21 protein-coding genes are annotated in these 22,295 nt (G+C 64.8%); 15 read left to right on the forward strand and 6 right to left on the reverse strand.

Annotation, left to right across the window (positions count from 1 at the left end):
• Nucleotides 1–119: 119 nt before the first annotated feature.
• The 5 genes from IVB54_RS01925 (at nt 120) to recQ (ending at nt 7,223) form a co-directional block, all read left to right on the forward strand.
• Nucleotides 120–1,694 carry an amidase family protein gene (locus IVB54_RS01925; protein ID WP_018452862.1) on the forward strand — a complete coding sequence of 525 codons (1,575 nt, stop codon included), beginning with the start codon at nt 120–122 and terminating at the stop codon, nt 1,692–1,694.
• A gap of 379 nt (nt 1,695–2,073) precedes the next feature.
• Nucleotides 2,074–3,375 (forward strand): O-acetylhomoserine aminocarboxypropyltransferase/cysteine synthase family protein, encoded by a 1,302-nt coding sequence (locus tag IVB54_RS01930; protein WP_085348411.1) that lies wholly within the window; start codon nt 2,074–2,076, stop codon nt 3,373–3,375.
• Between the two features lie 12 nt (nt 3,376–3,387).
• Nucleotides 3,388–4,389, forward strand: a complete 1,002-nt coding sequence (locus IVB54_RS01935; RefSeq protein WP_018452864.1) for a homoserine O-succinyltransferase — start codon at nt 3,388–3,390, stop codon at nt 4,387–4,389.
• A gap of 103 nt (nt 4,390–4,492) precedes the next feature.
• The gene (locus IVB54_RS01940) at nt 4,493–5,236 is read left to right on the forward strand and encodes a polysaccharide deacetylase family protein (protein ID WP_026232410.1); all 744 of its coding nucleotides are present in this window, start codon (nt 4,493–4,495) and stop codon (nt 5,234–5,236) included.
• Between the two features lie 121 nt (nt 5,237–5,357).
• Nucleotides 5,358–7,223: a DNA helicase RecQ gene (recQ, locus tag IVB54_RS01945; RefSeq protein ID WP_247777054.1), complete on the forward strand. Its 1,866-nt coding sequence runs from the start codon at nt 5,358–5,360 to the stop codon at nt 7,221–7,223.
• 202 nt (nt 7,224–7,425) lie between these two features.
• On the opposite strand, the gene IVB54_RS01950 is transcribed toward recQ, so the two are convergent.
• Nucleotides 7,426–8,439 carry a 1-aminocyclopropane-1-carboxylate deaminase gene (locus IVB54_RS01950; protein WP_085348408.1) on the reverse strand — a complete coding sequence of 338 codons (1,014 nt, stop codon included), beginning with the start codon at nt 8,437–8,439 and terminating at the stop codon, nt 7,426–7,428.
• Nucleotides 8,440–8,602: 163 nt separating this feature from the next.
• Between IVB54_RS01950 and IVB54_RS01955 the strand changes: the two genes are divergently transcribed.
• On the forward strand, nt 8,603–9,067 hold the full coding sequence (locus IVB54_RS01955; protein WP_026232411.1) for an Lrp/AsnC ligand binding domain-containing protein: 465 nt from the start codon (nt 8,603–8,605) through the stop codon (nt 9,065–9,067).
• Nucleotides 9,068–9,073: 6 nt separating this feature from the next.
• Here IVB54_RS01955 and IVB54_RS01960 read toward each other — a convergent pair whose 3' ends face one another.
• From IVB54_RS01960 to IVB54_RS01970, 3 genes are read right to left on the reverse strand one after another with little or no spacing between them, the layout of a single operon-like run.
• Nucleotides 9,074–10,378, reverse strand: coding sequence for a citrate-proton symporter (locus IVB54_RS01960; protein ID WP_026232412.1), 1,305 nt, complete (start codon nt 10,376–10,378; stop codon nt 9,074–9,076).
• 25 nt (nt 10,379–10,403) lie between these two features.
• Nucleotides 10,404–11,861 (reverse strand): NAD(P)/FAD-dependent oxidoreductase, encoded by a 1,458-nt coding sequence (locus tag IVB54_RS01965; RefSeq protein ID WP_018452870.1) that lies wholly within the window; start codon nt 11,859–11,861, stop codon nt 10,404–10,406.
• The gene (locus tag IVB54_RS01970) at nt 11,858–12,838 is read right to left on the reverse strand and encodes a LysR family transcriptional regulator (protein ID WP_018452871.1); all 981 of its coding nucleotides are present in this window, start codon (nt 12,836–12,838) and stop codon (nt 11,858–11,860) included. The genes IVB54_RS01965 and IVB54_RS01970 overlap by 4 nt, the downstream gene beginning before the upstream one ends.
• 86 nt (nt 12,839–12,924) lie before the next feature.
• On the opposite strand from IVB54_RS01970, the gene IVB54_RS01975 reads away from it, so the two are divergent.
• The 5 genes from IVB54_RS01975 to IVB54_RS01995 all read left to right on the forward strand — a co-directional run bounded on the left by IVB54_RS01975 (nt 12,925) and on the right by IVB54_RS01995 (nt 16,174).
• Nucleotides 12,925–14,082 carry a PLP-dependent cysteine synthase family protein gene (locus tag IVB54_RS01975; RefSeq protein WP_039798756.1) on the forward strand — a complete coding sequence of 386 codons (1,158 nt, stop codon included), beginning with the start codon at nt 12,925–12,927 and terminating at the stop codon, nt 14,080–14,082.
• Nucleotides 14,079–14,567 (forward strand): hypothetical protein, encoded by a 489-nt coding sequence (locus IVB54_RS01980; protein ID WP_018452873.1) that lies wholly within the window; start codon nt 14,079–14,081, stop codon nt 14,565–14,567. Before IVB54_RS01975 ends, IVB54_RS01980 begins: the two co-directional genes overlap by 4 nt.
• Nucleotides 14,567–15,154, forward strand: a complete 588-nt coding sequence (locus IVB54_RS01985) for a peroxidase-related enzyme (RefSeq protein WP_018452874.1) — start codon at nt 14,567–14,569, stop codon at nt 15,152–15,154. The genes IVB54_RS01980 and IVB54_RS01985 overlap by 1 nt, the downstream gene beginning before the upstream one ends.
• 102 nt (nt 15,155–15,256) lie before the next feature.
• Entirely contained in the window at nt 15,257–15,817 is a 561-nt protein-coding gene (locus IVB54_RS01990) for a carboxymuconolactone decarboxylase family protein (RefSeq protein ID WP_018452875.1), read from the forward strand.
• Between the two features lie 111 nt (nt 15,818–15,928).
• Nucleotides 15,929–16,174 carry a hypothetical protein gene (locus tag IVB54_RS01995; RefSeq protein WP_018452876.1) on the forward strand — a complete coding sequence of 82 codons (246 nt, stop codon included), beginning with the start codon at nt 15,929–15,931 and terminating at the stop codon, nt 16,172–16,174.
• 48 nt (nt 16,175–16,222) lie between these two features.
• Here the strand turns inward: IVB54_RS01995 and IVB54_RS02000 are convergent, their stop codons facing one another.
• A complete protein-coding gene (locus tag IVB54_RS02000) occupies nt 16,223–17,158 on the reverse strand; it encodes an alpha/beta hydrolase (protein ID WP_018452877.1) in 936 nt (311 codons plus the stop codon).
• A 117-nt stretch (nt 17,159–17,275) separates the two neighbouring features.
• Here IVB54_RS02000 and IVB54_RS02005 point away from each other — a divergent pair, with 117 nt between their 5' ends.
• A complete protein-coding gene (locus tag IVB54_RS02005) occupies nt 17,276–18,163 on the forward strand; it encodes a branched-chain amino acid aminotransferase (RefSeq protein WP_018452878.1) in 888 nt (295 codons plus the stop codon).
• Between the two features lie 69 nt (nt 18,164–18,232).
• On the opposite strand, the gene phaR is transcribed toward IVB54_RS02005, so the two are convergent.
• Nucleotides 18,233–18,829, reverse strand: a complete 597-nt coding sequence (gene phaR, locus IVB54_RS02010) for a polyhydroxyalkanoate synthesis repressor PhaR (protein WP_018452879.1) — start codon at nt 18,827–18,829, stop codon at nt 18,233–18,235.
• Between the two features lie 303 nt (nt 18,830–19,132).
• On the opposite strand from phaR, the gene IVB54_RS02015 reads away from it, so the two are divergent.
• The 3 genes from IVB54_RS02015 to IVB54_RS02025 all read left to right on the forward strand — a co-directional run bounded on the left by IVB54_RS02015 (nt 19,133) and on the right by IVB54_RS02025 (nt 22,274).
• Nucleotides 19,133–20,311: an acetyl-CoA C-acetyltransferase gene (locus tag IVB54_RS02015; RefSeq protein WP_018452880.1), complete on the forward strand. Its 1,179-nt coding sequence runs from the start codon at nt 19,133–19,135 to the stop codon at nt 20,309–20,311.
• Between the two features lie 240 nt (nt 20,312–20,551).
• A complete protein-coding gene (phbB, locus tag IVB54_RS02020; RefSeq protein WP_018452881.1) occupies nt 20,552–21,277 on the forward strand; it encodes an acetoacetyl-CoA reductase in 726 nt (241 codons plus the stop codon).
• Between the two features lie 127 nt (nt 21,278–21,404).
• Nucleotides 21,405–22,274 (forward strand): EamA family transporter, encoded by an 870-nt coding sequence (locus IVB54_RS02025; protein WP_247777055.1) that lies wholly within the window; start codon nt 21,405–21,407, stop codon nt 22,272–22,274.
• Nucleotides 22,275–22,295: the final 21 nt, after the last annotated feature.

Below are 22,295 nucleotides of genomic sequence, written 5' to 3' on the forward strand. Positions count from 1 at the left end.
CGTCTCTCGCGCGCCTTCGGCCGCCACAACGCGTCGTGAAGTCGCGCCATGCAGAAACGCGCCTGTACACGGTGGCGTGACCTCCATAACTTCCGCGGCGCAATGTGAGGAGATGCGACGTGGCGAAGAAGACGGCGACCAGGAAGAAATCTGCTGCGAAGAAAGCAGCGAAGACCTCCAGCAAGACAAGCGCCGTTCGCAAGGGCAAGGTCGCGAAGGCTGCAACCAAGCCGGTCAAGCAGGCAGCTCCGCGCAAATCATCGGCACCACGCCGCCCAAAAGGCCCGGCCTGGCAATGGTCGGCGGTCGAGACCGCAGCCGCCATCCGCTCCAGCGCCATCTCGGCGGTCGAGACCGTCGAGGCGCATCTCGAGCGGATGCGGGCCGTCAATCCGCGACTGAACGCGGTTGTCGTCGATCTCTCTGAGGAGGCGCTGGCCGCGGCGCATGCGGCCGACAAGCGGCGCGCGAAGGGCGGCGAGCTCGGCCTTCTGCACGGCGTACCGATCACGATCAAGGAGAACGTCGACTACGAGGGCCGTCCGAACTTCAATGGCGTCCCCGCCAACAAGGACCTCATCGCGCCGTCGGATTCGCCGGTGGTGCGCAACCTGAAGAAGGCTGGCGCGATCATCATCGGCCTCACCAACACGCCGGAATTCTCCTTCCGCGGCTTCACCGACAATCCCCTGCACGGGCTGACGCTCAATCCCTGGGATCCCAATATCACCTGCGGCGGCTCCTCGGGCGGTGCGGGTTCGGCGGTCGCCGCCGGCATAGGCACCATCGCGCACGGCAACGACATCGGCGGCTCGCTGCGCTGGCCGGCGCATTGCAACGGCGTTGCGACCATCAAGCCGACGCAGGGACGTATTCCGGCCTTCAACGCAAGCGCAACCGCCGAGCGGCCGATGCTGGCGCATCTGATGTCGGCGCAGGGGCCGCTCGCCCGCCACGTCGCCGACGTCAGGCTCGCGCTGGAGGTGATGAGCCAGCGCGATCCGCGCGATCCCTGGTGGGTACCGGCGCCGCTGGTCGGGCCGAAGCCGAAGGGGCCGATCAAGGTCGCGCTCGCCAGGATTCCTGAAGACATGGACGTCGATCCGCACGTCGCGGCGGCGTTGCGTCAGGCCGCCGATCACCTGGAGCGTTCCGGCTATCGCGTCAGCGAGGTCGATGTGCCCGACATCGACGGCGTCTGGCAGACCTGGTGCGACATCATCACCAACGAGACGATGGTGATGCAGGAGGCCGGCATGCTGAAGGTGACGTCGGAAGACTTCCACAAGGCGTGGGGCGGCATGAAAGCCAAGGCCAACGTGCTCGACCTCAAGGCCTGGATGCAGGCGACCGCCGCGCGCAACGGCCACATTCGCGCCTGGCAATTGTTCTTCGAGGAGTATCCGGTGGTGCTGGCACCGACCACGGTGAAGCCGACGCCTAGCCCGCGCGAGGACACTGTCAGCCCCCAGCGCGTGCGCGAGATTTTCTGGGGCGAGATCCGCTTCATCTCCGCGATCAACGTGCTGGGCCTGCCGGGCGCCGTGGTGCCGGTGACGCTGCACGATGGCCAGCCGATCGGCGTGCAGCTCATTGCCGGGCGCTATCGCGAGGATCTCGCGCTCGATGCAGCGGCCGCGATCGAGAAGCGCGCCGGCGTGCTCGCCCATCGGCTGTGGGAACAGATGGACTGATAGGGCAGCGAAGTTGTTTCCCTCTCCCCTTGTGGGAGAGGGTGGCTCGCCGCGCAGCGGCGAGACGGGTGAGGGGTCTCTCTCCGCTAACGCAAGCTTGGCCGTATGGATAGAGACCCCTCATCCGGCGCTTCGCGCCACCTTCTCCCACAAGGGGAGAAGGGAGTGCAGCGTGTTCGCTGCCGCCAACCGCAAAACTTCATTAATCCAATTTGACTTGAATTTTAGCCAATTCCCCAACAACCGTTAGGGTTACTTCCTCGATCTCTAGACGAATTATTGTCCGCTTTACCACCCGCCTCTAACAGAGGGACGGCGGACAACGCACATGCCTCATACAGGCCAATAAGTGCGGCCCGCTCCACGCGGAGGTGGCACGATGCGCAACGAGACGATCGCTATTCACGCCGGCTACGAGCCCGAAGCCACCACGCACGCGGTTGCCGTGCCGATCTACCAGACCGCGGCCTACGCCTTCGACAGCGCCGATCACGGCGCGGCGCTCTTCAATCTCGAGACCGAAGGCTATCGCTACAGCCGCATCGCCAATCCGACCAGCGCGGTGCTGGAAAAGCGTATCGCGGAGCTCGAGGGCGGCGTCGGCGCGCTTGCGGTCGCGACCGGGCAGGCCGCGCTGCATTTCGCCTTCGTCAACGTCGCCGATCACGGCGGCAACATCGTTTCCGTGCCGCAGCTCTATGGCACCACGCATACGCTGCTCTCGCACATCCTGCCGCGGCAGGGCATCACCGGCCGCTTCGCCGAGAGCGACAAGCCCGAGGCAATCGAAAGGCTGATCGACGAGAACACCCGCGCCGTGTTCGCCGAAACCATCGGCAATCCCGCCGGCAATGTCTGCGACATCGAAGCACTGGCGAAGGTCGCCCACGCCCACGGCGTGCCGCTGATCGTCGACAATACCGTTGCAACGCCCATCCTGCTCAAGCCGTTCGATTACGGCGCCGACATCGCCGTGCATTCGCTGACCAAGTTTCTGGGCGGTCACGGCACCACGCTCGGCGGCGCCATCGTCGACTCCGGAAATTTCCCCTGGGCCAAGCACGCCGACCGCTTCCCCGGTTACAACAAGCCGGATGCCTCCTATCACGGCCTCGTCTATGCCGAGCGCTTCGGCCGCACAGCCTATATCGAGCGCGCGCGCAGCATCTATCAGCGCACCATGGGTTCGGTGCTGTCGCCGTTCAACGCCTTCCTGCTGCTCCAGGGCATCGAAACCGTCGCGCTGCGCATGGAGCGCCACTGCGAAAACGCCCGCAAGGTCGCCGAATTCCTGCGCAAGGATCCGCGCGTGGCCTGGGTCAACTACACCGGCTTCCCGGACAGTCCCTATTATCCGCTGGTGCAGAAATATCTCGACGGCAACGCCTCGTCGCTGTTCACCTTCGGCATCAAGGGCGGCATGGAAGCCGGCAAGTCCTTCTACGATGCGCTGAAGCTGATCACGCGCCTCGTCAATATCGGCGATGCCAAGTCGCTGGCCTGCCATCCGGCCTCGACCACGCACCGGCAGATGTCGGCGGAGCAGCAGCGGGTCGCCGGCGTTTTGCCGGAAACGATCCGCTTGTCGATCGGCATCGAGCATTGCCAGGACATCATCGAGGACCTCGATCAGGCACTGGAAAAGGCCTGCCCGTCCGCGCGCCTCCAGGCCGCGGAGTAGGCGGCTGCGCCGATGACGATCCTGATCGACAGGGATCAAGCTATATCGAGCCCGGCGCTGGTGCCGGGAGCGGGCGATCTGGCGCGCGAGCCCGGCGGCACCGAGCTCACGATCGGGTTGATCAACAACATGCCGGATCCGGCGCTGAAGGCGACCGAGCGGCAATTCATGAAGCTGCTGCAAGCCGCAGCAGGTCCGCGCCGCATCCGCTTTCACTGCTTCTCGCTGCCTTCGGTGAAGCGCTCGCCGGAAGCGAGATGGCATGTCGAGAGCGAATACTCGGAACTCACCGAGCTCAGACGCCACAGGTTCGACGGCCTGATCGTGACCGGCGCCGAGCCGATCGCGCCTGAGCTCGACCAGGAACCGTATTGGCGCGATCTCACCGAGCTGATCGACTGGGCCAAGGTCAACACGCGCTCGACGATCTGGTCGTGCCTCGCTGCGCATGCCGCGGTGCTGCATCTCGACCGCATCGAACGGCGGCCGCTGCCGGCCAAATGTCACGGCATTTTCGACTGCGAAGCCGTGACCAGGGATCCGCTGACGCGGGCCGCGCCCGCTCCCCTCAAGGTCTCGCATTCGCGTCTCAACGAGATCGCCGAGAGCGACCTCGTTGAGGCCGGCTACCAGGTGCTGACGCGTTCGGCAAAGGCCGGCGTCGATACCTTCGTCCGCCAATATGCCAGCCGATTCGTGTTCTTCCAGGGCCATCCGGAATATGACGCGCTGTCGCTTCAGCGTGAATATCTGCGCGACATCGGCCGTTATCTCGCGCGTGAGCGCGACAATTATCCGCATCTGCCCGTGAGCTATTTTGACGCTTCGACCGAAGAGAAGCTGGTCCGCTTCGAGAAACAGGCAAGGCACCAGCGCCACCCCGCGCTCAGCAACGAGCTGCCCGCGCTGAATTTGCGTGCCGATATTGCCGCGGGCAGCGCCGCGGCGGCATTGTTCCGGAACTGGCTGCAATATCTCGGCGCGGGGACCGACGCGTCGGTGCTTGCACGTTAGGTCGGGACGACGGCATCGACGTTAGGACTAACGAAGTGTGTAGCTTGCCTCGAGCGGCGCACGAATGCTTCAGTGACGGCGGGGCAGACAGGAAATGCGAGTCGTGTGGTCGGCACTCCAGGGACGCGTGAGCAATCGGCTGGCCCGGCACTTTCGTGCCGCGCCGCACCGTCTGCCCGCGCATGCGCCCATGGTGAGCTTCACCTTCGACGATGCCCCCGATAGCGCCGCAGGCGAGGGCGCCGAGCTTCTGGAGCAGCATGGCGGCCGCGGTACCTTCTATCTCGCGGGCAGCCTGGTCGATCGTCCCTCGGACCATTGGCACGGCCTGTCGAACGACGCGATCGTGCGGCTTCACCGGGCGGGGCACGAGATTGCGTGCCACACCTTCTCGCACCAGAGTGCGGTCAATCTCGACGAGACCGCCATGGCCCGCGAGATCGAGCGAAACCGCAGCCATTTTCGCGGCATCGATTCCTCGATCACGCTCGAAAATTTTGCTTACCCCTATGGCATCGCGTCGGTGTGGCGCAAGCCGCAGCTCGCCAAGACCTTCCGCTCGGCGCGCGGCATCCTTCCCGGCGTCAATCGCGACGTCATCGATCTCCAGTTCCTGCGGGCCTCGCCCCTGGTCGATCGCGAGATCAATACGACGGGTGTCGATGGCTATTTCGACGAGGCGGTCGAGAGCGGCGGATGGCTGATCTTCTACGGTCATGACGTCGCCAACGCGCCGAGCCCGTATGGCTGCACGCCGGACCTGATGCGCCATGCGCTGCAGGCCGCCGCGAGGCGCGACATGCCGATCGTGACGGTCGCGGAAGCGCTGCGGAGGATCGGGGCGTAAGAAAGTTTTCTTCCCACGAAGGGTGGAAGGCGGCGTCCTGCGGAGCAAACAGCCTTGCCACGCCTGCGCGGTCATGCGACTGGCCTTGTGACGAATCTCACGGCCTCACCCCGACATGCCCATGTCCTCTCCTTCCACCGCTCCGCTGCCTGCGCCGGCCCAGGGCCGCGATGCGCTGTCGGTGCTGCGTTCGGTGTTCGGCCTGCCCGGGTTCCGCGGCGCGCAGGGCGAGATCATCCGGCACGTCACCGGCGGCGGCAATTGCCTGGTGTTGATGCCGACCGGCGGCGGCAAGTCGCTGTGCTATCAATTGCCGGCGCTGCTGCGCGAAGGCTGCGGTGTCGTGGTGTCGCCCTTGATTGCGCTGATGCGCGACCAGGTCGCCGCCATGCTCGAAGCCGGGGTCAACGCGGCCGCGCTGAACTCGTCGCTGACCCCGCAGGAAGCCTCCGACATCGAGCGGCGCCTGATCGTGGGTGATCTCGACCTGCTCTATGTCGCGCCGGAACGGCTGCTGACGCCGCGCTGCCTGGCGCTGCTGGCGCGGGCGAAGGTGGCGCTGTTCGCGATCGACGAGGCGCATTGCGTCTCGCAATGGGGCCATGATTTCCGCCCCGAATATGTCGGCCTGTCGATCATCGCCGAGCGCTTTCCCGACGTGCCGCGCATCGCGCTGACCGCGACTGCCGACGAATTGACCCGCAAGGAGATCGTCGAGCGGCTTCAGCTTGCAGACAGTCCGCACTTCGTCTCCAGCTTCGATCGTCCCAACATCCGTTATGAGATCGTCGACAAGCGCAACGCGGTGTCGCAGCTCAAGGATTTCATCCGGGGGCGTCACGCAGGTGATGCGGGCGGCGTTTATTGTCTCTCCCGCAAACGGGTCGAGGAGGTCGCCGCGGCGCTCGACGACGCCGGCATTGCCGCATTGCCCTATCACGCCGGGCTCGACAGCAGCGTGCGCTCGCGCAACCAGGACCGCTTCCTCAACGAGGACGGCATCGTCATCGTCGCGACCATTGCCTTCGGCATGGGCATCGACAAGCCGGACGTGCGCTTCGTCGCGCATCTCGATCTACCCAAGAGCATCGAGGCCTATTACCAGGAGACAGGACGCGCCGGCCGCGACGGCAAGCCGTCGGCGGCCTGGATGGCCTACGGTCTCTCGGACATCGTGCAGCAGCGCCGCATGATCGACGAGTCGAGCGGCTCCGACGAATTCAAGCGGGTCTCGATTGGCAAGCTCGATGCGCTCGTTGGCCTCGCCGAAACGCCGCACTGCCGGCGCCGGCGGCTGCTCGCCTATTTCGGCGAGATCGTGATGGGCGAGGGCTGCGGCAATTGCGACAATTGCCTGACGCCGCCGAAAATGCGCGACGGCAGGGTGCTGGCGCAAAAACTGCTATCCTGTGCCTATCGCACCGGGCAGCGTTTCGGCGCGATGCACCTCATCGACGTGCTGATCGGACGCCTGACCGAGAAGGTGACGCAGTTCGGTCACGACAAGCTCACCGTTTTCGGCATCGGACGCGAGCTCAACGAGAAGCAGTGGCGTACGGTGCTGCGGCAGCTCGTGGCGATGGGACATTTGCTGAGTGACAGCGAATCGTTCGGCGCGCTGAAGCTGACGGATTCGTCGCGCGGCGTGCTGCGGGGCGAAACGGAAGTGTGGCTGCGCGAAGAGGCGCCCGGCGTCCGGATCCGTTCGAGCCGCGCCAAGTCCCGCCGCGGTGATCTGGCCCCGGCAGCCGACGCGCCGCAGGGCGATGTCGATCCTGAATTGCGCGCGCGGCTACGAGCGTGGCGCTCGGACATTGCCCGCGCACGTGGCGTGCCGGCCTACGTCGTGCTGCATGACGCCACCATCGACGGCATCGTTCGCGCATGGCCGACCACGCTGGACGAACTGCGCAATGTGCCCGGCATCGGAGACAAGAAGCTCGAGCATTACGGCGACGAGCTGCTGCAGATCGTCAGGACGCGGTAGGGCGCGGGCACACCTCCGCCGTCATCCCGGACAAGCGCAGCGAAGCGGAGCGCCGATCCGGGATCCATAGCCACGGGCCGTAGGAAAAGGCACGCTGACTGCCTCAGCGTGTTTCAACAATTGGCAGTCGGGGTAATCGGTCCTGGCTTTCGCCAGGACGACACTCGTCGGGAGGTGCGCGCCGCCTCACATCACCGACGCGCTAGCCGTTCCGGAACGCATATCCATAGCCGTTCAGCGCCGGCGCGCCGCCGAGATGGGCGTAGAGGATCTTTGCGCCCTTCTCGAAATAGCCCTTCTGCGTGAGATCGATCAGGCCCTGCATCGACTTGCCCTCGTAGACGGGGTCGGTGATCATGGCTTCGAGACGCGCGGTGAGGCGGATTGCCTCCTTGGTTTCTTCCGACGGCACGCCGTAGGCGGGATAAGCATAATCCTCGATCAGCACGACGTCGTCGGCGACGAGATCCTTGCCGAGCTCGACGAGCTTGGCCGTGTTCTGTGCGATCGAGAGCACCTGCGCCTTGGTCTGCGCCGGGGTGAAGGAGGCGTCGATGCCGATCACCTTTCGCGCGCGGCCATCGGCGGCGAAGCCGACCAGCATGCCGGCATGGGTCGAGCCGGTGACGGTGCAGACCACGATGTAGTCGAACTTGAAGCCGAGTTCGGCTTCCTGCTTGCGCACTTCCTCGGCGAAGCCGACATAGCCGAGGCCGCCGAATTTGTGCACGGAGGCGCCGGCGGGAATCGCATAGGGCTTGCCGCCCGCCGCCTTCACCTCCTCGATCGCGTCCTCCCAGCTCTTGCGGATGCCGATGTCGAAGCCGTCGTCGACCAGGCGCACGTCGGCGCCCATGATGCGCGACAGCATGATGTTGCCGACGCGGTCATAGACGGCGTCCTCGTGCGGCACCCAGGCCTCCTGCACCAGGCGGCACTTCATGCCGATCTTGGCCGCGACGGCCGCGATCATGCGGGTGTGGTTGGACTGCACGCCACCGATCGAGACCAGCGTGTCGGCGTTCGAGGCGATCGCGTCGGGGATGATGTATTCGAGCTTGCGCAGCTTGTTGCCGCCATAAGCGAGGCCGGAATTGCAGTCCTCGCGCTTGGCATAGACCTCGACATTGCCGCCGAGATGCTTTGACAGCCGCTCCAGCTTCTCGATGGGCGTCGGACCAAAGGTCAGCGGATAGCGCGCGAATTTTTCGAGCATCGTCAGGTCATCCCGATTGGCGTTAATGTCTCCAAAAATGCTAGCATCGCTCTGCAAAAAGGTGCTTTCAAATATTGCGCCTCTATTGCGGATGATCTTGCGATAATGGACGAGATGTGTGGTATTCCTTTCGGACTAGGTACTAAGAACGGAAGCTTCTTCCATGTCCGCTCGTCTTGATCGTGTCGACCTTAAGATGTTGCGATTGCTGCAAAATAACGGCCGGCTCAGCAACGCCGAGCTGGCCGAAACCGTCGCCATCAGTCCCGCCACCTGCCATCGCCGCACCCAGCGCCTGTTCGAGCACGGCTTCATCGCCGCCGTCCGCGCCATCGTCGCGCCGAAGAAGGTGGCAAAGGGTACGCTGGTGATGGTCGGGGTCGTGCTCGACCGTTCGACGCCGGAGAGCTTTGCGATCTTCGAGCAGGCGATCACCAGGCTGAAATTCGTGCTCGACTGTCACCTCGTCGCCGGCGACTTCGACTATTTCCTCAAGATCCGCGTCGGCGACATGGAGGACTTCAACCGTATCCACGGCGAGCAACTGATCGCGCTGCCCGGCGTGCGCCAGACCCGCACCTTCTTCGTGATGAAGGAAGTCGTCGACAACGCGCCGCTGGAGTTTTGAGCGGCCTCACAACGCTTGTTCGACGATGCCGTCCGCGACCTGCTCCCGGCCGGCGTCCTCCGGCCGCATCGCGATCACCGCGATCAGCCCGAGGCCGACGCCGATCATCACATAGAAGATCGGCGCCAACGGGGAGCCGGTGAGCGCGATCAGCCATGTCACGAAGAACTGGGCAAAGCCGCCGAATACCAGCACCGCGACATTGTTGACGATGGCAAGCGCGGTCGAGCGGACCCGGATCGGGAACAGCTCGACCAGCGTGGTGCAGTAGACGCCGAGGAAGAAGGCGCTGAAGCAGCCGATGACGACCTGGGCGACCAGGAGCTTTGCGATCGACGGCTCGGAGATCACCCAGCTATAGAGCGGATAGAGCGAGACGAAATAGCCGATGAGCGAGACCAGCAGCAGCGGCTTGCGCGGGTAGCGGTCGGAGATGGCGCCGGCAATGGGGACGACGATCACCATCACGATCGCCGCGATCATCTGAACCAGGAAGCTCTGCATCAGCGGCAGCTTCAGCACCTCCTTGGCGTACGTCACGGTGTAGCCGAAGGTGACGTAGAACGACACGGCGCTCGCCACCACCATGCCCATGCCGATCAGGAAATTGCGGCCGGGATTCTTCAGCGCGGCGATGAAATCCTCCTTGTGCACCGTCGCCATGCTGCGCCGGGACGCTTCGGGCTCGATGACGCTGGCGCGCATATAGAGCAGGATCGGAACGATCACGAGGCCGACGAAGAAGGGAATACGCCAGGCGCCGGCGGCAAGCTGCTCCTGCGTGAAGGTCAGCGTCAGGGCGGCGCCCAGCACTGCGCCGAGCACGTTGGCCATGAGCTGGCCGGCGATCTGCCACGAGCCATAGAAGCCGGTGCGGCCGGGAGGCGCCGCTTCGATCAGATAGGCGGTCGAGGTACCGAACTCGCCGCCGACCGAAAAGCCCTGTAACAGCCGCGCCAGCAGCACGATCAGGGGTGCCCCAATGCCGGCCGTGGCGTAGGTCGGCGTCAATGCCAACAGCGCGACCGACAGCGCCATGATGCCCATGCCGAGCGTCATCGCCGCTTTCCGCCCCTTGCGATCGCCGAAATAGCCGAGCACGAGGCCGCCGATCGGTCGCATGAAGAAGCCGGTGCCGAACAGCGCGGTCGTCAGCAGTAGCGCGTTGATCTCACTGCCCGGAATTTTCGGGTCGACCGGAAAGAACAGGTTCTTGATGACCGGTGTCATCAGCGCGAACACGGTGAAGTCGTACCACTCCATTGCGTTGCCGGCGACCGCGGCCACGATGGCTTTCCTGTTCGTCTGCATCTCTCGCTTGCCTGTCCGGTTGCGCCTATTCGGCGAGTTGATGGGTGGCGTCGGCATCCTGCCATTCGTCGCCAACGAGTTCCGGCGTTGCGAAGGCCTTGAGGTTGGCGAAATGAATCTCGCGATCCTCGACGAAGAGGCGGCGGACGATGCCGCGCGCGAGCCGGTCGGCGCCCTCGCTGATCGCGGGAATATCGCCGGAAAGCTTTCCGTGGCTCAGCGTCGCCGGATAGTTGAAACAGTGCAGCCGTGCCAGCATCGGGCAGGCGCCTGACTGCTTCTCCAGGAACTGAAAGCTGTCGCCGAGGTCGGGCGAGTTTTCCAGCTCCGCATTGTCCATGCCGTCAGGCGTCGGGAAGCGGTCGCTCCAGAAGCGGATATGCGGCGCAAACGCGGCAAGCTCGTCGCGCAACGCGAGGTCGACCTTGAAGCCGGTTCCGAAGATGATGAAGTCGGTCGCATAGCGGCCCTTCGGCGTCGTCACCATGAGATGATCCTCTTTGACGACGAGATCATCGATCGGACTTGCGAGATGGAAATGCGCCTGCGGATAGGCGGAGACGCGCAGCACGCTCTGCCGCGGCGGCGGCGTCTGCGCTTTCAGCGTGTGATCGAGGAAGCGCCATTTCCAGTCGTCCGTCAGGCCGGCAAAGCCGTGCACGACCCCTTGGCTGCCGATACCGGTGAACTTGTTGACGCGCGGGATGTCCGCGCGCCGGATGAAGAGGTCGAGGCGCGCGGCGCCCGACTCCAGCGCCATCGCCGCGTTGTCCATCGCGGATGCGCCCGCGCCGACGACGGCGACGCGCTTGCCGCGGAGCTTTTCGAAGTCGATAGGATCGGCGGAATGCGCCCAGAAGCGCCGGTCGATGCCGTCGGCGAGCGGCGGCACGTAAGCGCCGCCGAGGCCGTCGCGCCCCGTCGCCAGCACGACATGCCGGGCGAGAATGTGTCGCGACGTGCCGCTCTCGCTGATGTCGAGAGCGAACAATTCATCGGGGCGCGCGTGGATACGCGCAACCGAGACCCCGTTGCGGACCGGCAGGCCCAGCACTTTGCGGTACCATATCAAGTAATCCATCCATACCGTGCGCGGCGCGCGGTCGAGCGCCTGCCACGCCTGCTCGCCATATTGCGCTTCGTAGAAGGCGCGGAAGGTCAGCGCCGGCATGCCCATCGCGGGGCCGGTCAATTCCTTGGGCGAGCGCAGCGTCCGCATCCGCGCGAACGTGACCCAGGGACCTTCCTCGCCTGCGCACGCGCGGTCGAGCACGAGCTGGTTGTCGACGCCGAGACGCTTGAGCATGGCGGAGGCGACAAGGCCGGCCATGCCGGCACCGACGATGACGACGTCGAAGACACCCTCGCCATCGACGACGCGGCGGGGCACCCATGACTTGGCGGGCAGTTCGAGCCAGGCCAGATCCTGCTTCAGGCGCGCTTCAAGTGCCCCGAGGCCCGCCGCACCAGGTGTCATCGTCATGAGGAAGCTTTCTCGAATTGACTGGTTTCGTCGCCGGCCTCGGCTAGCGCGGTGGCGCCGCTATGCAGCCTTGCGCCCGGCATCAGCGCGACCGCGGCGCGCAGTGCGCCGTTGAGTGCGGCAACCGTTGGCGTCGGCTCGCGCCCGGTCGGCGCAATCGCGGCGAACAGGAACGAAATGGACACGTCCAACGGCCGGGTGACGACGCCTTCAACCGGCAGGCTGGACGTCAGCACCGGCTCGACCACGGCGATGCCGAGCGACTGCTTGGCCATGGCAATCGCCGTCAGGGAAGCGTTGGTATCGATGACCCCAGCGGGCACGACACCTTCACGCTCCAGCGCCTCCTCCACGCGGCGGCGAAGCCGGTAGGGGTTGGCCATCGTCAGCAGCCGGACGCCACCAAGGTCCTTCAGGCGAATGACCTTCTTCTTCGCCAGCGGGTGATCCAACGCGAGGCACGCAACGCACGGCACCTCGCAGACCCACTGCACGTCGAGCCCGGGATGCTGGATCGGCAGGCTCGCAAGACCGAAATCGACCGACTGCGACAGCACCGATTGCACCACATTCTCGGCCGAGAGCGCCTGCACGTGGATCTGGCTTGGTAGCAACTCGCGTTCGAGCGCTGCGAGCGCAGCCGGGACGAAGCCGGCCGCCAGCGCCGGGATCGCCGCCAGGCTGAGCACGGGAAGCGCACCCGCGCCGATCGCGTTGGCGCGCTGGCGGATGTGCTTCAGGCCCATCAGAAGCCGCTCGACCTCGGCATGAAACAAGACGCCTTTCGGCGTCGGGCTGATGCGCGGGCCATTCCGGGTGAACAGGAGATAGCCGACGTCAGCCTCGAGATCCTGGATCTGACGCGTCGTGACCGGCTGCGAACGGCCGAGCAACCGTGCCGCACCCGTGATGCTGCCGGCCGACATCACGGCGGCAAAGGCCTCGAGAAGGCGAATGTCGATAACGTCCTGGTTCATGGTCTGGTGCCCGCATTATGCGAATATAGAATGAACAATATTTCTTGATGTGCAATAGGCATTATGAGAAGTTGAGGGTCATGTCGATGGAGCCGAACCCCTTTCGCCACCACAATCCGGCCGGACCGGCCTATCGGCGCGGCTGGGTCGATGAGGCCGTGGCGGCGATCGAGGCCGACCAGTGCCGCACCGCCGACACGCATCTGATCCGGCTGATCGTGCCGGCGCTATCAGGCATCGACATCTATCTGAAGGACGAGTCCACGCATCCGACCGGCAGCCTGAAGCACCGGCTCGCGCGCTCGCTCTTCCTCTACGCGCTCTGCAACGGCCACATCCGCGAAGGCACGCCCGTGGTGGAAGCCTCGTCGGGATCGACCGCGGTGTCGGAAGCCTATTTCGCACAGATGATCGGCGTGCCCTTCTATGCCGTGATGCCGCGCACGACATCGGCGGAGAAGATCGCCGCGATCGAGCATTATGGCGGCAACTGCCATCTGATCGATGACGGTCGTGCACTCTATGCGGAAGCGGCGGCGCTCGCCGCCCGCCTGAACGGCCACTATATGGACCAGTTCACTTTCGCCGAGCGCGCCACCGACTGGCGCGGCAACAACAACATCGCCGAATCGATCTTCACGCAATTGAAGGGCGAGACGCGTCCGTTGCCGGACTGGATCGTGATGGGGGCGGGCACCGGTGGCACCTCGGCCACGCTCGGACGCTATTTGCGCTATCGCCAGTACCCGACGCGGCTCTGCGTTGCCGATGTCGAGCATTCCGCCTTCTTCGACTGCTTCCGCTCGCAGGACCGCTCCCATGTTTGCGAGCGGCCTTCGCTGATCGAAGGCGTCGGTCGGCCCCGCTGCGAACCCTCCTTCGTGCCGGGCGTCGTCGATCGCATGATGAAGATCCCGGATGTCGCAACGATCGCAGCGATGAACGTGCTGTCGCGCCGGCTCCGCCGGCCAGTCGGCGGCTCGACCGGCACCAATTTCCTGGCGCTGTGCCGCATTGCCTCGGAGATGAGCAGCGCCGGTCAAACCGGATCGCTGGTCACGCTGATCTGCGATTCCGGCGAGCGCTACCGGCAGACCTATTATGATCCCACGTGGCTGAAAGCTCGCGGCCTTGATCCGATGCCGATCGAGGCTGCCCTGTCGGCGTTTCTCGATACGGCGCAGCCGCCGGCGCTCGCCGTCGAGGACGTCGCCAATCCACAGAGCTCGCGGAGCAATGCTTGACCACGCTGATCGAAACCATTGTCGGCGTGCCCGCGGCGTCGCGGCTCGGCCACGCTCTGAACGCCCGCACCGAGATTTTGCGCCTCAGCGAAGCGGCCCATGACGCGGTGCTGCTGCCGCGCGAGCCCGGCGGTCTGAGCCACGGCTTGCGGGCGGCACTCGCGGCGCGGATGTGCCGTCATGTCGGCGACGGGGCGCTGATCGCGCATTACGAATCCTACCTGGCGCATTCGAGCGATCTTGATTTGGCCGTGCTCACCCGGCCCGGCGGTGTGTGCGGCGATCCTCTTCACGATGCCATGGCCCGCCACGTCGATCTGCTGACGCTTTCGCCGCGCGAGGCGACGCGACAGGACATTGCGGCGCTGAAGGTGGCCGGCGTCAGCGAGGCCGATATCGTGCGGCTGTCCGAGCTTGGCGCCTTCGTGAACTACCAGCTGCGGGTCCTGGCCGGCCTCAGGCTCCTGAAAGAGGTCGAAGCCTGATGAGCGAGGTCGTCCATAGCTTCACCACCACGGTCCCGACCTGGTCGCCTTATGTCACGCCAGTCGAGCTCGCCTCGGCAACGCCCGAGCAGCTCGCGGCGATGAAGGTCACCCCCTCCAACAAGGGCGTCTCGCCTTACGTGCTGACGCTGGCGCATGACCCGGAGTCGCTCGCGGTGCGCTCGCCGCTGTTCAACCTCATTATGTATGGCAAGGACGGCCTGTCCCCGGCGGAGCGCGAGCTCGGCGCGCTGAGTGCCTCGGTCGTCAACCGCTGCATCTATTGCGCCGCCGTGCACGCCTCACGCTTCATCAATTACTCCGGGCGCAAAGAGGTCGTCGAGGAGATCTTTGCCGACGAGCGCGATGCCACGCTGGAGACGCGCCAGCAGGCATTGTTCAATTTCGCTACAAAACTCTCGACGACTCCGATCGAAGCGAGCGCAGACGATGCGCACGCACTTGGCGAGGCCGGGCTGAGCGAGCTTGAGCAGCTCGACCTGGTGCTGTCGGCCGCGATCTTCGGCTGGGCCAACCGGCTGATGCATACGCTGGGCGAGCCGCTGGTGCGGCCGGAAGCATCGTAACCGACGCCATCGGCTCGCCCCAAACCGAATGTCACGGCAACTTCACTTGCCTTGCGAGCGCCTGCGGGCGAGTTTCGCGGCTTCTTAACGAGGAGACCTGCCGTGCGCCTTCCCATTCTCGATCCGAAAGACCTGAGTGCCGAACAGAAGCCGCTCTATGACGACATGCGAGCGGGCATCAAGGACCACTTCAAGGGCTTTGTGAACATGCGCGACGACGGCGCGCTGCTCGGGCCCTGGAATCCATGGATCCGCGAGCCGCGCTTCGGCAAGCCTGTGTGGGAGCTGGTCAAGGCGATCGCGGCGAACCCGCTGCTGCCGGCTCCGGTGCGTGAGGTCGCGATCCTCGTCACCGGTTCGCATTTCCGCTCCGGCTACGAGCTCTATGCGCATGTGCTGGTTGCCGAGCAGCGCGGCCTCTCCGACGAGAAGCTCGCGACCATCGTCGCCGGACAGCGGCCGGTCGATCTCACCAAGCAGGAAGCCGTCACCTACGACGTGGCGTCCGCATTGGTCAGCGGCGGCGTGCTGCCGGAACTGACTTATCGGGCCGCGGTCAAGGAATTCGGCGAGCACGGTGCGGCCGAACTGTCCTATCTCGTCGGCGTTTACTGCATGGTGTCGGTCACGCTGAACACGTTCGACGTGCCGGTGCCGGACTGACCACACTGCCCCAGCTGCTGGACTGGACGGAAGCGTCACGGTACCCTGCCGCCGCCATGGCGATGCATTCGCCGGTCACGATCGAAGTGCAATGAAGAGGGAACGACAGCCATGGACACGTCACGCCGCATCCTGCTCGCCGGACTGGCGGGACTCGCCGTTGCGCCGACCGCCGCTGGAGCCGCGCCCTCGACCGCGGCCGATGATGTGACGGTCGCCGAAGAGCGCTTTGCGCGCATGATCGCAGCTGCGCATGCGCCCGAAATCACCTGCGCGCGACAGGCCGAGCGTTATGCGGATGCGCATTGGCCAAACTACGTCGCGGCGGCGCGTTCCGTCATCGGGGCAAGAGCGTGAGGCATTCTCTTTCCTCTCCCGTTGCGGGAGGCGGCAACACCAGGTGCTTCACGTCCCCACCGCCCGCCTGACCTGCTCACCGATCTGCGACAGCACGAGCTGCGCCTGCGGCAGAATTGCGCCCATGGCGTGGAAATTGTGGACCATGCCCTCGTGGCAGACGTGCTCGACCGTGACGCCCGCAGCGAGCAGCTTGCGGGCATAGGCATTGCCCTCGTCGCGCATCGGGTCGAACTCCGCGGTGTGAATGATGGCGGTCGGCAAGCCCGCAAGCCGTGTCGCGCGCAAGGGCGAGATGCGGGGATCGGCAGCGTCCAAGGCTTCGGGCAGATAGTCGGCGAGATCGGCTTCGATCGTGACGCGGTCGATCAGGTGGCCCTCGGCGAACGCCTCGCGCGAAGGCGAGGCCTCCTCGAAATCCAGCACCGGGCAGATCAGGCATTGCGCGACGATGGAAAGACCAGCTGTCTGCGCCGCCTCCTGACACACGATCGCAGCGAGCGTTGCACCGGCGGAATCGCCGCCGAGCACCAGACGCCCGGCGTCGATGCCGAGCGATGCGGCCTCGCGCGCCACCCATTCGGTGGCAGCAATCGCATCGTCCACGGCGGCGGGGAATTTGTGCTCTGGCGCCAGCCGGTAATCGACCGAGACGAGGCGGCAACCGGTCGCATGTGCCAACGCCGCCGCGATGCGGTCATGCGTGGCGATGCTGCCGGCAACGAGCCCGCCGCCGTGAAAGAACACGAAGCCGGGCGCGCGATCATCGGCGCCTGCGGGTGAATAGAGACGATAGGGCAGCGCGCCGCCGGGACCAGGCAGCACGCCGTCGGACGTCGGCACGTCAGGCGCATCGGCGCGCGCAAACTGCATCAGCTTTGCCAATGATTGCCGCCGTGCTTCCACGCTCGGCCGGCTCCGTGCCTGCGGCGCAGCCGCAGCCATCATGGTCAACAAGCGCTTTGCGAGCGGATCGAGCGGCATGGTGCTTCCTTTCCCCTCGCGGGAGGGTAACTCACCATTTTCCCGCAGGGAATCATTTAGAAATTGCGCCCAATAGTGGCGCTATAATGCGGCACCACGCCAAGGGAGAGGCCGGTCATGGCCGAGATCAAAAAGCCCATCGAATATTCGCCGAGCTGGACCTTCTTCGAGGGCAAATGGCACGACGGCAATGTGCCGATCATGGGCCCGCGCACGCATGCGGCCTGGCTCGGCTCGGTCGTGTTTGACGGCGCGCGGGCGTTCGAAGGCGTCGCGCCTGATCTCGACCGCCACGTCGCCCGCGCCAATCAATCCGCGATCAACTTTGGCCTGAAGCCGGTGGTCGATTCCGGAACCTGGATGACACTCGCAAACGAGGGCATCGCACGCTTCGCGCCGAATGCCGAGCTCTACGTTCGTCCGATGTACTGGGCGCGGAACGGCGCGGGCGGCGGCGTGCTGTTCGACCCCGAGACCACCGATTGGTGCCTGTGCATCTACGAGGCGCCGATGCCAAAGCCGGTCGGCAACGCGATCACGCTGTCGCCGTTCCGCAGGCCCACCGCCGAATGCGCCCCGGTTGAGGCCAAGGCCGCCTGTCTCTATCCGAACAATTCGCGCGCGCTTGCCGAGGCCGCCTCGCGCGGCTTCCAGAACGCGCTGATGCTCGACATGCTCGGCAACGTCGCGGAGTTCGGCAATTCCAACGTGTTCATGGCCAAGGACGGCGTGGTCTACACGCCGGTGCCGAACGGCACCTTCCTCAACGGCATCACCCGCCAGCGCGTCGTCAGCCTGCTTCGCGCCGACGGCGTCACCGTGGTCGAGAAGACGCTGCGTTACGCCGACTTCCTCGCCGCCGACGAGATCTTTTCGACCGGCAATTTCGCAAAAGTCGCGCCGGTGATCCGCATCGACGATCGCGAGCTGCAGCCGGGCCCGCTCTACACGCGCGCGCGCAAGCTCTATTGGGACTTTGCCCACGCAGTGAAGCTGGCGGCGTAGCTTCCCCACCTTCGCCGGTACGACGGCGGAGTTGTGGCAGCAAGGCGCGTTAGCGCGTGGCAGGAACCCCTACTCGTCCTTCTTCGACATCCGCTCGAGGCGTTCCTGCATGTCCTTCATCTGCTGGCGCAGATCGTCGATATTGCTGTCCTTTGGGGCTTCGGCGGCCGGCTCGGGCGCCGGCTCCGCGGAGCCCGCGGGGCGGGCTGCGCCGGGCGCGAAAGGCTTGAACATCGAGAAGGTCTGCTGGAACAGCTCCATGTTGCGGCGGACCTGTTCCTCCAGCGGCGCAAACGGGGTTCCCGACAGCGAGGTGGCGATCTGCTTGCGGAACTTCTCCTGCTCCTGAGTGAGCGAGGCGATGGCCTGCTCCAGATATTTCGGCACCACCATCTGCATGCTGTCGCCGTAGAAGCGGATCAGCTGGCGCAGGAAGGTGGTCGGGAGCAGGTTCTGGCCGGCCTTGTTCTCCTGCTCGAAGATGATCTGGGCAAGCACGGAGCGGGTGATGTCGTCGCCAGTCTTGGCGTCGTAAACCAGGAAATCTTCGCCATCCTTGACCATGGCGGCGAGGTCTTCCAGCGTCACGTAAGTGCTCGTCCCGGTGTTATAGAGCCGGCGGTTCGCGTATTTCTTGATCGTGGTGGGTTGGTCTGATTTCGCCATGGGCTCTCACTTGCAAGCGCGGAGAACGGGAACCTGACGGGCTATGCCGCAGGGCGGGAAGAGTACGCAACGCAACAAAATAAGCATTTTCAAAGGGGTCACGCTACCGTTTTGTGCGCCACGGTTAATCGGGCAGCAAAAACGTGCTTGCGAAAGCGCCAAGAACGCTATTTTGAATGCGCTGCGGGATGAATTCGGCCACCGGCCGATTGACATGCCTCAACGACGTTAACAGGATGCCGTCCGAGACTGGCGAGCCGTTTCCCCAGCCCCGTCTGCCCCCATTCAACCCAGGAGATGCCCATGTCAGACGATGTCGTCATCGTCAGCGCCGCCCGCACCCCGGTCGGAAGCTTCAACGGAGCGTTCGCAACCCTTCCCGCCCATGATCTCGGCGCCATTGCCATCAAGGCCGCGCTGGAGCGCGGCGGCATCGAGCCCGGCCGGGTCTCCGAAGTCATCATGGGCCAGATCCTGACCGCCGCCCAGGGCCAGAACCCGGCCCGTCAGGCTTCGATCAATGCCGGCATTCCGGTCGAGAGCCCGGCCTGGGGTGTCAACCAGCTCTGCGGCTCGGGCCTGCGCACCGTTGCGCTCGGCTATCAGGCGCTGCTCAACGGCGATTCCGAGATCGTGGTCGCCGGCGGCCAGGAATCCATGAGCATGGCTCCGCACGCCCAGTACCTGCGTGGCGGCGTCAAGATGGGTGCAGTCGAATTCATCGACACCATGATCAAGGACGGTCTGTGGGACGCCTTCAACGGCTATCACATGGGCAACACCGCCGAGAACGTCGCGCGGCAGTGGCAGATCACCCGCGCCCAGCAGGACGAGTTCGCGGTCGCCTCGCAGCAGAAGGCCGAGGCCGCGCAGAAGGCCGGTAAATTCAACGACGAAATCGTTCCCGTCACCATCAAGGGACGCAAGGGCGATGTCGTCGTCAGCGCCGACGAATATCCGCGCCATGGCGCAACGGTCGACGCGATGGCGAAGCTTCGTCCCGCCTTCGAGAAGGACGGCACGGTCACCGCGGGCTCGGCGTCCGGCATCAACGACGGCGCTGCTGCCGTGGTGCTGATGACCGCCAAGCAGGCCGCCAAGGAAGGCAAGAAGCCGCTCGCGCGCATCGTGTCCTGGGCGCAGGCGGGCGTCGATCCGAAGATCATGGGCTCGGGCCCGATCCCGGCCTCGCGTGCCGCGCTGAAGAAGGCCGGCTGGAACGTCGGCGATCTCGACCTGATCGAGGCCAACGAAGCCTTCGCTGCGCAAGCCTGTGCCGTCAACAAGGACCTCGGCTGGGATACCTCCAAGGTCAACGTCAACGGCGGCGCGATCGCGATCGGCCATCCGGTCGGTGCCTCCGGCGCCCGCGTGCTGGTGACGCTGCTCCACGAGATGCAGAAGCGCGATTCGAAGAAGGGCCTCGCCACGCTGTGCATCGGTGGCGGCATGGGTATCGCGATGTGTGTGGCGCGCGACTGAGATAGTTGACGCGTCATTTGCGCGTGCGCTGCACACGTGACTGAGTGCGTTGCACGCGATTAAAAAGGCAGCGGTTGCAAATCAAATATTCTTCGCAACCGTACAAGCCTCGACTAAAGAGAAACGCCCGGCTCGACGCCGGGCGTTTTGTTCTTGATGTCCGTCAAACGTCCCCCATAATCCGCACTTAAAAACGATCACTCAGAAACGTCCGAAGAGTCCAAGGGAAGGAAATACGATATGGCACGTGTTGCATTGGTGACGGGTGGTACGCGGGGCATCGGAGCTGCGATCAGCAAAGCGCTGAAGGCGGCCGGCTACAAGGTTGCGGCGAGTTATGCCGGCAACGACGCGGCGGCGGAGAAGTTCAAGGCCGAGACCGGCATCGCCGTCTACAAATGGGACGTCAGCAGTTTCGATGCATGCGCCGAGGGCGTGAAGAAGGTCGAGGCGGACGTCGGGCCGATCGACGTGCTCGTCAACAATGCCGGCATCACCCGCGACACCGCCTTCCACAAGATGACGCTCGAGCAGTGGAACGCCGTCATCAATACCAATCTCGGTTCGCTGTTCAACATGACGCGTCCCATCATTGAAGGCATGCGTGCGCGCAAGTTCGGCCGCATCATTTCGATCTCGTCGATCAACGGCCAAAAGGGACAGTTTGGCCAGGTCAACTATTCCGCGGCGAAGGCCGGTGACATCGGCTTCACCAAGGCACTTGCGCTCGAGAACGCCAAGGGCGGCATCACCGTCAACGCGATCTGCCCCGGCTACATCAACACCGAAATGGTGCAGGCAGTGCCAAAGGACGTCCTGGAAAAGAACGTGATCCCGCAGATCCCGGTTAACCGGCTCGGCGAACCGGAAGAGATCGCACGTGCGGTCGTGTTCCTGGCGGCGGACGAGGCCGGCTTCATGACCGGCTCGACGCTGACCATCAATGGCGGCCAATATCAGGCCTGATGGCGCCCATTCTCTTGGCGCAACGTCGCTGAGGCAAAATATGTAGCTTCAGTCGCGACAAGGCGATAGTGAGGACGAAAATGCCCGGCCTTGTGCCGGGCATAAACGTCCTCAGAGCCTTTGATCGATGACTCCCCGCACCGCAACGCTGATCGGATTGACCGCGATCCTGATGTGGTCGCTGCTGTCAGTGATGACGGTGGCGACCGGAAAGATCCCGGCATTCCAGCTGGCCGCGATGACGTTCGCGATCGGCGGGCTCGTCGGCCTGCTCACCTGGATCGGCCGCGGCGCAGCGGCCAAAAGCCTGCGTCAGCCGCTGGTCGTGTGGATCGTCGGTGTCGGCGGACTGTTCGGCTATCACGCGCTGTATTTCCTCGCGCTGCGCTTTGCGCCACCGGCTGAAGCCGGCCTGCTGAATTATCTGTGGCCGCTCCTGATCGTGCTGTTCTCGTCGTTTCTGCCGGGCGAGCGGCTTGCCGTGCATCACGTCGTTGGCGCCCTGCTCGGCCTCGTCGGCACCGTGCTGCTGTTCGCCGGTAACACCTCGGGCTTCACGCAGGGACAATTGCCGGGTTTGGCCGCGGCCTTCATCGCAGCGTTCGTGTGGGCGATCTATTCGGTGTTGTCGCGGCGACTGAAGGCGGTGCCGACCGATGCGGTCGCGGGATTCTGCCTCGCCACCGCGGTGCTCGCCGCGCTGATGCATGGACTGCTTGAAACCACGGTGTGGCCGGACACGACGCTGCAATGGCTCTCCGTCATCGCGCTCGGCATCGGTCCCGTCGGTGCTGCGTTCTACGCCTGGGACATCGGCATGAAGCGTGGCGACATCGGCGTGCTCGGCGCCGCCTCCTATGCGACGCCGCTGCTCTCGACCGGCTTCCTCATCGCCGCTGGCTTTGCCAATGCCAGCGCCAACATCACCATCGCCGCGATCCTGATCGCCGGCGGCGGCCTGATTGCGGCGAAGGACATGTTGCTGCGGAAGCGGTAGCATCATTGCCGGCGCAAGCCG

Origin of the sequence: Bradyrhizobium sp. CW1, assembly GCF_023100665.1 — a bacterium.
In the GTDB taxonomy this organism is placed as follows: Bacteria; Pseudomonadota; Alphaproteobacteria; order Rhizobiales; family Xanthobacteraceae; genus Bradyrhizobium; species Bradyrhizobium canariense_D.